The sequence below is a fragment of the Streptomyces sp. MS191 genome (assembly GCF_008042125.1).
GTDB lineage: Bacteria > Actinomycetota > Actinomycetes > Streptomycetales > Streptomycetaceae > Streptomyces.
The window spans coordinates 2,098-12,095 of record NZ_RDBI01000023.1 but is presented as its reverse complement, the minus strand read 5'-3'; the positions used below and the strand labels follow the sequence as shown (position 1 = coordinate 12,095).

The following is a 9,998-nucleotide window of genomic DNA, read 5'->3' as shown; positions in this document are numbered from 1 at the left end:
CGGAGACCTCACATGCTCAATCTCGCCACCGTGCTGGAGAACAGCGCCCGCGCCGTGCCCGACCGCACGGCAGTCGTGCTGGGAGTCCAGCGGCTGACCTACGCGGAACTCGACGCGGCGGCCGGCCGCGTGGCCAACCTGCTCCGCTCGCGTGGCATCGTGCCGGGCGACAAGGTGGCCCTGTCCTGCCCGAACGTGCCGTGGTTCCCCATCGTCTACTACGGCATCCTCAAGGCCGGCGCGGTCGTCGTCCCGCTCAACGTGCTGCTCAAGGGCCGGGAGATCGCGTACCACCTGACCGACTCCGAGGCCAAGGCGTACTTCTGCTTCGAAGGCGGCGCCGAGCTCCCGATGGGGCAGGAGGGCTGGGCGGGCTTCGGCGAGACGACAGGCTGCGAGCACTTCTTCCTGATCCCCGCAGCCCCGACCGAGGACTCCCCGATCGCGGGCGCCGAGACCCTCACGGCGGCGCTGACCGGGCAGAGCGCGGACTTCGAGACGGTGGCCACCGAGCCCGGTGACACCGCCGTCATCCTCTACACCTCCGGCACCACCGGCCGGCCCAAGGGCGCCGAGCTCACCCACTCCAACGTGATGCTCAACGTGCTGACCTGCCACAAGCTGTTCGGCGAGGTCGAGCACGACGTCCACCTGATCACCCTGCCGCTGTTCCACTCCTTCGGCCAGGTCGTCCAGATGAACGCCGGGCTCGCCTCGGGGGCGACGCTCGTGCTGCTCCCTCGCTTCGACGCCCGGTCGGCCCTGGCCCTGATGCAGCGCCACGCCGTCACCTTCTTCGCCGGCGTCCCCACGATGTACTGGGCCCTGCTCGAAGAAGAGGCACCCGAGGTGGACCTGTCGCAGATCGCCAGGAACCTGCGGATGGCCGGCTCGGGGGGCTCGGCGCTCCCGGTCGAGATCCACCGCCGGTTCGCCGAGCGGTTCGGCGTCACCATTCTGGAGGGCTACGGACTGTCCGAGACGAGCCCGGTGGCCACGTTCTCCCCGCGCGGCGAGAAGGTGCGCCCCGGCTCCATCGGACGTGCGGTCTGGGGCGTCGAGGTGGACCTGGTCGGCGAGGACTGGACGCCGGTGCAGGGCGCCGACGCCATCGGCGAGATCGTGATCCGCGGACACAACGTGATGAAGGGCTACTTCAAGCGGCCCGACGCAACCGCCGACGTGATGCGCGACGGCTGGTTCCGCACCGGTGACCTGGCCCGGCGGGACGCCGACGGATGGCTCTACATCGTCGACCGCGCCAAGGACCTGATCATCCGCGGCGGCTTCAACGTCTATCCGCGGGAGATCGAGGAGGTGCTCCTCACCCACCCCGCCGTGAGCATGGCGGCCGTCATCGGCATGCCGCACGAGCGCCATGGTGAGGAGATCAAGGCGTGCGTGGTCCTGGCCCCGGGGGCGACGCTCTCCGAGGAGGAGCTGATCGCCTGGTGCAGGGACGAGATGGCGGGCTACAAGTACCCCCGCCTCGTGGAGTTCTTCGCCGCCCTGCCCACCAACGCCACCGGCAAGATCCTGAAGCGCGAGCTCCGGGACGCGGGCATCGCCGCCGCCGACGCGATCACGGGAGCCCGATGACCACACCGCCACGGGCACGGGGCGAGCGGTTGTGGGCGTCGTTCCGCCCAGCCGTCGCCCCGGCTGACGTGCCGGAGTCCTGCCGATTCGTCCCGGAGGGGTCGGCCGGAACCCATCGTTCTGCGGTCGGGTGCGGTGCTGTCGGACGACTGTCGGCAGCCCGACGGCTCGATGTCGGTGAGCCGGGAGACCCGCGACGCCGGGCTCAGCCGACGTGGACGCGGGGCCGGCGGTCGCGGTCGGGCTCCGCCTCCCGCAGGACTTCTCGGGTGACCGGGGCGATCTCGCCCTGGCCGAAGAGGAAGAAGCGGAGGAAGTTGGCGAAGGGGCTGCCCTCGGTCCACTCGAAGTAGATGTGCGGGCGGGTGCCGGTGAGGTCGCGGGAGTGGAGGAGCAGGGCCGCGAGGGCGTTCGGGACCGAGGACGACTCGACGGTGAGGACGCGGAAGCGGTCGTGCAGCACCTCGCCCCGTACCGTCAGCCCGGCCTCGAACTCGGAGGGGTCCGTGACCGTGACCTCGACGAAGAGGAAGTCCTCGGTGGTCGGAAGGTCGTTGTCGGTCCTCATCTGCTCGATCTTGTCGCGGTACTCGGCGACGTCCCGCTGGTCGGGCTCGTTGGCGATGAACCGCGGCGTGCGATGGGAGATGTCGCGGATGAACCGCTCGGCCAGCTCGTCGAGCTCCACGTGGGTGACCCGGAGCTCGAAGGCCCGGCCGAGGCGGGAGAGGAGGGAGATGAGGATGATGGCGGCGATGAAGCAGGCACCGATCTTCACGCCATCGGGGCGTTCGATGACGTTGAGGACCGTGGTGTACAGGAAGACGGCGGAGATGACGCCGAAGCCGATCGTCCAGCCGCGCTGACCTGCCTTGCGCGCCGCGATGGTCACGGCGATGGCGGCCGAGCAGATCAGCACGAGGACACCGGTCGCGTACGCGCCGCCCTGCGCGTCGACGTCCGCGTCGAAGATCCACGTCACCAGGAAGGCGACCAGGGTGAAGACGATGACCATGGGGCGCACGGCACGGGCCCAGTGCGGGGCCATGCCGTACTTGGGGAGGTAGCGGGGCATCAGGTTCAGCAGACCGGCCATCGCCGACGCGCCCGCGAACCACAGGATCAGGATCGTCGAGACGTCGTAGATCGTGCCGAAGGCGTTGCCGAGGTACTCGTGGGCCAGGTAGGAGAGCGCGCGGCCGTTGGCCTTGCCGCCGGACTCGAACTCCTCGTGCGGGATGAGGACCGTCGTGATGAAGCTCGTGCAGATCAGGAACACGCTCATGATCAGCGCCGCGGTGGTCAGCAGCTTCTTGGCGCCGCGGATCCGGCCCGCGGGCTTCGCCTCCGTGTCGCCGTGGTCACCCTTCACGTGGGGCATGACCGCCACGCCCGTCTCGAAACCGGACAGGCCGAGCGCGAGCTTGGGGAAGACGAGCAGGGCGACGCCGATCATGGCGAAGACGTTGCCGTGCTCGGCGGTCAGGGCCGCCCACCAGTCCGTGACCACATGGCCCTCGGTGGCCACCTGCCACAGGCCGGTGACCACGACCACCGCGTTCAGCGCGAGATAGACCCCGACGAGCACCACGGCGACCCCGATGGCCTCCAGGAAGCCCTTCAGGAACACCGCGCCGAGCAGCGCGATCAGGATCATGGTGATCAGCACCTGCTTGTCGTGCAGGGCCTCTTCGAGATGCGGGTTCTCCACGAGGTGGGTGGAGGCGTCGGCGGCCGACAGGGTGATGGTGATGAGGAAGTCGGTCGCGGCGAAGCCGAGCAGGGTGAGGACGAACAGCTTGCCCTTCCAGAAGGAGAGCAGCCGCGACAGCATCGCGATCGAGCCCTCGCCGTGCGGGCTCTCCTCCGCCACCCGCCGGTAGACGGGCAGCGCGCCGGCCAGCGTGACGACGACGAGGACGATCGTCGCGACGGGGGAGAGGAGCCCGGCCGCGAGCGCCGCGATTCCGGGCTGGTAGCCGAGGGTCGAGAAGTAGTCGACACCGGTCAGGCACATCACCCGCCACCACGGCTGCCCCTCGTGCCCGGTACCGGGGGGCGACTCCACGGGCCGGGACGGTCTGCCCTTGCCCATGTCGGACAGCCCCTCCAGCATCCACGCGCGCAGTCGGCCGTTGCGCGAGTCGTTCGTCGTGGACATGGAGGTGCTCCTGAGCTGCTGCCGGATGAGGGAAATCCGGCCATGGACCGACCGGTCCGGCCAGCGTAGGCAACGCGCCAAGGGTCGATCGGGTCGGGCACGTCAGGAATGCGTCAAGATCCACCCGCAAGGCTCCACCCGGGTCGCCCACCGGCCGAGGGCGGCGACGCGCCGTGATCCACCCTCGCTGTTCGGGCCGGCCACCCGACCGTGGGCCGATCCAGGCTGGGCTTCGCTCTCAACCTCACGCCCGGCCTCACGGGCGGCGCCGGATCACCCCTTCAGGCCTCTACCGGTCCTGCTTACGGAACAGAGCGAGCGTCTTCGTGAGGGACTTCAGCGGTGAGGCGTCCTGCCCGGCTGTACCCGGTACCGGCGTCCTGGACGAGTTGTTGCCGCCGGTTGCCTCGGCGAGCGCGGCGTGGGCCGACTCGGCCGCCTCCCGGTACAGGTCGCAGGATGCCGTCATGGCCTTGAGGGCTTCGGCGTACCGGGTGACCATGGCCCGTGCGTGGACGAGTTCCTCATCGGGTGTCAGCAGGTGCCAGCCTTGGCGCAGTCGTGTCAGAGCCTGCTCGGCGTCGGCCGGCAGCGGTCGTGGCAGCGAGGCGCACTCCACGATCCTTTCCAGGAGCCCGGTCGGCTCGGTACCGTCGAGGAAGACATCGCACACCGTGAAGCGTTCCGCGTCGTAGCCCGGGGTCTGCGGTGACGGGGGCAGCACGACGGCCCCGCCGCGCGGTAGCCCCACGCCCAGCTCACGCTTCAACGCGAAGTCGGCGATCAGCGCCTGCTCCGGCGTGGCCCGGTGCTCGATCACCCGGTGCCTGAGGCTCGGTGGCAGAAAGCCCGTGACCGGCCGCCGCCCCAGCGCGTCCGGTGTCATCGCCTCGTGCACCACGACATGGATGAACCAACTCTGCTGGGTGCAGTCCCGCAGCAGGCGCCGCAGCTCGCCGTCATCCTTGGGCAGGTAGTTCGGCGTCCGCAGACGCACGCACCGCACCCTGTCATGATCCCAGGCCACCCGGTCGCTGTCGGGCCAGAACACCGTAGCCGGTGAAGGCCAGCTCGCTTCCCACGCCTGCTCCGCCTCGGCGGCCAGCACCCAGGCGACCTCGCTCTCGTCGCCGCTGCGGCGAGTCTCGGACTCATAGGTGACCAGTTGAGCGCGCACCGTGACGCTGCCGCCGACGCGCCAGCGTGCCTCGAACAGGCGGCGGGCCGAGGGGCCGGGGTCGGCGGACTCGTCCCGGGGAAACAGATCGGTCGAACGGGCAGCCTCGACGGGGTCCAGGTCGAGAAAGTCGTCGATCACTCCGGCCGCCTTGAGAGCGAGCAGGTTGCGTCGGACGTCACGCTCCGCCTCGGACCCGAGATGAAGCCCACGTCCGAGCCACGCGGTACGAGGGACAGAGGTCGATGAAGAGCTGCTCTTGGCCATGAAACCGTCCAGTGAGTGATCGGGGCTCGACCAGTATGGTCCGCGGTCCGGGCGACGCGGTCCACCAGCCCGGCGGGGCACGCTTTCGGGTGCGATCTCCCACCGATGTCGGCCGGCCGTCACCCGCCGCGTCTCAGGGCCGACAGCGACTCCCAACCCGCGACGCAGGTGCCACATCCGCCCCCTGAACCTGCCCGGGCGCCGCCCACGAGGGCGTTCAGCCCCCGGTACTCGGGGACATCGGCGATCGCACGGCTGACCGCCTCATCCTGCCCACTCGGACGAACCCCATTCTTGTGGCGCCGCGGGGACGAGCCAGTCGTGATCACGGGATGGGAGCCTCGCACGCTGGGGTGCGAGGTCCGACGAACAGCACGCAGGACTGGTCCCGCGCCTGCCCCCGTCAGGCTGCTCACGCGGGGCCTCCAGCCCCTTCGGGTCGGGCATGACTTCCCCCTTGCCGTTGATGATCCAGGGGTGGTGTCACGGGATCCGGAGGCATCGACGTCTTCCTCGGCCTGGACGTCGGCTGGGGCGAACACCATGCCACCGCCGTCACCCCAACCGGGAAGGAGGCGTTCGACAAGGGCCTGGTGGCGATGGCCCAGTAGGCGAGGGCCGGGAAGGAGGAAAGGCCGATCGCCCCGCGGACGGCTTCGGTCGCGGCGCGGAAGCCCACGGCGGCGCCGACCACGAGCTCGGCACCCGCCACCGGCTCTTCGGTCGGATGGTCGATGCTTCGCGAGTGAGAGTCATGCCCGCGTTCTCTCGGGTCAGTCCGGTGAGGGGGACCGAGCGACGAAGCGAGCGAGGTCCTCGGCTGCGCCGCGAGGCAGGCCGGCGACTGCCGCCTCCGGCAGTTCCTTGATCACGGTGCTCAACCGTGCGCCGAGATCCGAGAGGAGGGACCAGGCCGCGGCGGGGGCGTTCACCGTGGCAAGCAGCAGGTCGCCTTCGTAGAAGTAGGCGTCAAGCAGCGGCTCCTCGAGGAGCAAGCGCACTGCGAGCGGAAGGACGTACGGCAGTGCCACCTGCTGAGAGACGAGTGTGCGCAGATCTGCCGGACCGAGTTCGCCCAGCGGTACGCCCCGCAACTCATGCACCTTGCGGACCAAGTGGGTGGCGTCGGAAGCAGGAGGCGCCCAGCGAGGCGGGTCCAGTTCATCGAGCGTGCGATCGAGGTGCAGCAGATGCTCCATGGTTCATTGTGGCCTGAGGGGAGCGCGGTCTTGTCGGCGATATCGCCGACGGCGGTGGTCCCGTAGCGGGCGGCCGCTCGTCCCCGGGACGGTCCTCTGCTGGGTAGCCCGCCCCTCTTATGGGCGCGGGTTTTGCGTGCCGTCGGAGCCCGGGTTCGTGGTGTGTTCCTCGCGCAGTTCTTCTGCGATTTCGTATGCCCGATCCGGGTCGTAGACCGTCACCGTCTTGGCTGGTGAATACATCGCCATGGACCGGCTCGTGTACCGGTAGCTGCGGACGCCGTGGCGGACAGCCAGCTCGTCGACCGCGCCGACGGGCACGTGCCACAGGGCAGCCAGGTGCGATCGCGTCCACCATTCCCCGGGGCATGAGAAGTGCCGGTCGATCTGCGCCTGGTACTCCACCGCCACACCATCCGAACGGAGTTGGCTGGTCAACCAGGTGAGCAGTGCCTCCGAGTCGACCTGGGACATCGGGGCGTTGAACCCCGGTTCGCACTCCACCGTCCCACCACGCGTGTGCAACACCACCTTGAGCGACTTTCGTCGGCCCAGTCGGAGCTGCTCGACGACGACGACGCGCTGCAGGTCGGCGGCGGCGACGATCGACGAACGCAGGCAGCGCGCGATCACGCATCGCTTCGCGTTCCCCTGGTGGCGGAACTCGATCCATCGCACCATCGTGGCCGACACGGTGAACGTCAAAGCCAGGGCGAGCCCGATCACGGCCAGGGTTGTCAGCCCGAGACCGACCCAGACGATGGCCCAGAGCAGCCCGGAGTCCGTGAGCAGGGCGATCACCAGCATCGGCAGCAGGAGGGGGCTCGCCATCCACAGCGGGACCATCGCGCTGCCGCCTAGCGCGACGCCGAACTGCAGGATTCGACTTGGCACGAACACCAACCGGCCTCCCGCCGGCGTCGCCGACACGACTCCCGCCAGTGGGTCCGTGCTTCGAGTGGTCATGGGTCAAATGTAGGTATCAGCCGAGAAATGCGTAAGGGGCCCGAAGAGCACGGCAGTTCAGCATTCGGGAGGGTCGATGTGGACCACTTGCTGCGGGCGTCGACCGATATCCGTCGTCGGTGGCCGTCAGACCGCGCAGGTCCGACCTCACCGGCGCCCTCCGTGGCCCCCGCGCCCCGGAGCGGCCGCTCGGACACCTCCCCTTTCAGGACCCAAACGGGGTCCTTCGACCTGTGGCGCTCCACAGCCTTGACGCGGCGAGCGGCCAGGGTGCGGGTCCCGCATGACTTGGCGCGTACATGACGAACATGTGGCGTGAATCCGCGTACGCATCAGTCGCCGGTGACTGTGTAATGGTCCGGACCTGCTCATGAAGCGAATCCCACCGACGGAGGGAAATCCCATGAAGTCCAGGACCATGAAGCGCACCTCGGCCCTGCTGTGCGGCATAGCGCTGACACTCGGAGCCGGCACCGCCACCGCGGCCGCCACGGACCGCGCCACGCAGTCGACCGAGTCGAAGTACGCGGCGGAGGCGAAGGCGGAGGGCCTTTCGGCCCGGCAGGCGGCCCAGCTGCAGGACCGTATGGACGCCCAGTTGGCGGTCATCAAGGTCCCGGCGGAACAGGTGAGATACAACGAGATCCGGGCCAAGGACGGCAGCGCGAGCATCACGATGTCCGTGCCCGGCGTGGCGGCCGACACCAGCTGTTCCTACGAGTATCTGTGCCTGTGGGACGGCGCCAACTGGACCGGCACCAAGCTGTCGTTCTATGTCTGTGCATTCCGGAACCTGAGTGACTACGGCTTCAACGACCGCCTCACCTCGTACAAGAACAACCAGACCAGCGGCACGGTCGCTTCGTTCTACAACTGGGAGAGCCGCTGGGTCTACAAGTTCGGCAGCACGGCCTACCACACGGAGGACAGTCTCGCGAACACCCCCTGGAACAACATGATCGACGGGATCCAGGTCTGCTGAGCCCTGCCGCTAGCCCGCTGAGCCGAGCAGCTGCGCGTTCGGGGCGGACCGGACGATGGTCAAGCCCAGCGGCCGCCCGGCGAGGGCGCTCCCTCCGATGCTTCCCGTGTCGCCGTCCCGTCGGCGTGCTGATGGGCCCGGCAGACCGTCGAGACGGCTCGGCCGGGCACACCGGCCCTTCGTCAGATCCCCCGGCCGTGCGGAAGGTGATCCTTCACGACCAGGATCCACCTCCACAACAGGCCCTGGTCCCGCCCGGACCGCCGGTACGGACACCGGCGGTCCGGGCAGGGATGTTCGGAGCCCGGGGTCTCAGTGGCGCCGGCCCACCGACGTCAGTGCCGCTCGGGCAGGTCCCGCTCCGCCGGCAGGTCCGTCGCCGAGTCCGGCGCCGTGAAGGCCCGGGCCGTGGGCGCGGCGGCGGGCTTCTTGCCGCAGAACGCGGCCTCCAGGGTCCCGCCGAGCGCCGTGTTCGCCGCCCCGTGGTTGGAGGTGTTCGCCAGGGCCGACAGACTGCGCCGGCCGTCGCGCGTCGAGAAGGCGTACGTGTAGAAGCCCTGCACGGTTCCGGTGTGGCCGAACACCTGGGTCCCGCAGGACAGGTCGTAGCGGCGCAGTCCCAGCCCGTAGAACCGGGTGTTGGTGGTGTCGGTCGGGGTGACCGTGGTCATGGCGTCCAGCATCGCCGGGGACAGCAGCCGGCCGCGCATCAGCGCGCTCGTGAAGGTGTTCAGGTCGGCCGGCGTGGAGATGACGGCGCCCGCCGACTGCGCCCAGGAAACCGTCTGCTCGGTGGAGTCCACGAGCGGCGCGCCCGCCTCGTCGGGGTGCAGGTAGCCGCGCGCGTGCAGCCCCTTGATGCGCGTGTCGGGGTGGACGTACGAAGTCCCGCGCAGCTTCAGCGGCTTGAAGATGCGGCGCTCGTACGCGTCCGCCACCGGCCGGCCCGTGAGCTTCTCGATCAGCATGCCGACCACGACGAAGTTGGTGTTGGAGTACTTGTACGCGACGCCGGGCTCCGTGGTGCGCGGCTCGGCCAGGGACAGGTCCACGAGCTCCTGGTAGGAGAACACCCGGTTCCGCACGGCCTCGAAGCCCGGCACCGTCTTCTCGAACATGGCGTCCGTGTAGTCGGCCAGCCCGCTGCGGTGGGTCGCCAGATGACGGACCGTGATGCGGTCGTCGGGCAGCAGTCCCGGAAGATAGCGGTTGACCGGCGCGTCCAGCTCCAGGCGGCCCTCCTGCACCAACTGCAGGAGGACGACGCTCGAGAACGACTTGCTGACGCTGCCGATCCGGAAGCGCGCGTGGATGTCCATGGGGGCCTGCGCCTCGCGGTCCCGGACGCCGACGGTCCGGCTGCGGACCCCGTCAGGGCCGGAGTACCGGGCCATCGCGCCCGGAGCCCCGTTCSCCATGGCAGCGTTCAGCGCGGCGACCACACCCTCCATGTCGGGTGCCGGGACTGTGGATGCGGCGGGCGTGGTCGTGGTGGTGACGGGGGCCGGTGCGGCGGTGGCGGTGGCGGCTCCGAGTGTCAGCGCTATGCCGCACAGCAGGGCCGAGGTGCGCTTCATGGTCCTGGACTTCATGGGATTTCCCTCCGTCGGTGGGATTCGCTTCATGAGCAGGTCCGGACCATTACAC

7 protein-coding genes are annotated in these 9,998 nt (G+C 69.4%); 2 read left to right on the top strand and 5 right to left on the bottom strand.

Annotated features, from left to right (window positions below; all coding sequences use genetic code 11):
- Positions 1 to 12 precede the first annotated feature (12 nt).
- Positions 13 to 1,599: a long-chain-fatty-acid--CoA ligase gene (locus tag EAO71_RS02925; RefSeq protein WP_147976186.1), complete on the top strand. Its 1,587-nt coding sequence runs from the start codon at positions 13 to 15 to the stop codon at positions 1,597 to 1,599.
- 205 nt (positions 1,600 to 1,804) lie between these two features.
- Here the strand turns inward: EAO71_RS02925 and EAO71_RS02920 are convergent, their stop codons facing one another.
- From EAO71_RS02920 to EAO71_RS02900, 4 genes are all read right to left on the bottom strand, one after another.
- Positions 1,805 to 3,760, bottom strand: a complete 1,956-nt coding sequence (locus EAO71_RS02920) for an APC family permease (RefSeq protein WP_147976185.1) — start codon at positions 3,758 to 3,760, stop codon at positions 1,805 to 1,807.
- Positions 3,761 to 4,049: 289 nt separating this feature from the next.
- Positions 4,050 to 5,204: a hypothetical protein gene (locus EAO71_RS02915; protein WP_147976184.1), complete on the bottom strand. Its 1,155-nt coding sequence runs from the start codon at positions 5,202 to 5,204 to the stop codon at positions 4,050 to 4,052.
- 773 nt (positions 5,205 to 5,977) lie between these two features.
- The gene (locus EAO71_RS02905) at positions 5,978 to 6,403 is read right to left on the bottom strand and encodes a contact-dependent growth inhibition system immunity protein (RefSeq protein ID WP_147976183.1); all 426 of its coding nucleotides are present in this window, start codon (positions 6,401 to 6,403) and stop codon (positions 5,978 to 5,980) included.
- Positions 6,404 to 6,520: 117 nt separating this feature from the next.
- Entirely contained in the window at positions 6,521 to 7,369 is an 849-nt protein-coding gene (locus tag EAO71_RS02900; protein WP_147976182.1) for a hypothetical protein, read from the bottom strand.
- Positions 7,370 to 7,772: 403 nt separating this feature from the next.
- Between EAO71_RS02900 and EAO71_RS02895 the strand changes: the two genes are divergently transcribed.
- Positions 7,773 to 8,351, top strand: a complete 579-nt coding sequence (locus EAO71_RS02895; protein WP_147976181.1) for a peptidase inhibitor family I36 protein — start codon at positions 7,773 to 7,775, stop codon at positions 8,349 to 8,351.
- A gap of 335 nt (positions 8,352 to 8,686) precedes the next feature.
- Here EAO71_RS02895 and EAO71_RS02890 read toward each other — a convergent pair whose 3' ends face one another.
- Positions 8,687 to 9,943, bottom strand: coding sequence for a serine hydrolase domain-containing protein (locus tag EAO71_RS02890; protein ID WP_261991963.1), 1,257 nt, complete (start codon positions 9,941 to 9,943; stop codon positions 8,687 to 8,689).
- Positions 9,944 to 9,998: the final 55 nt, after the last annotated feature.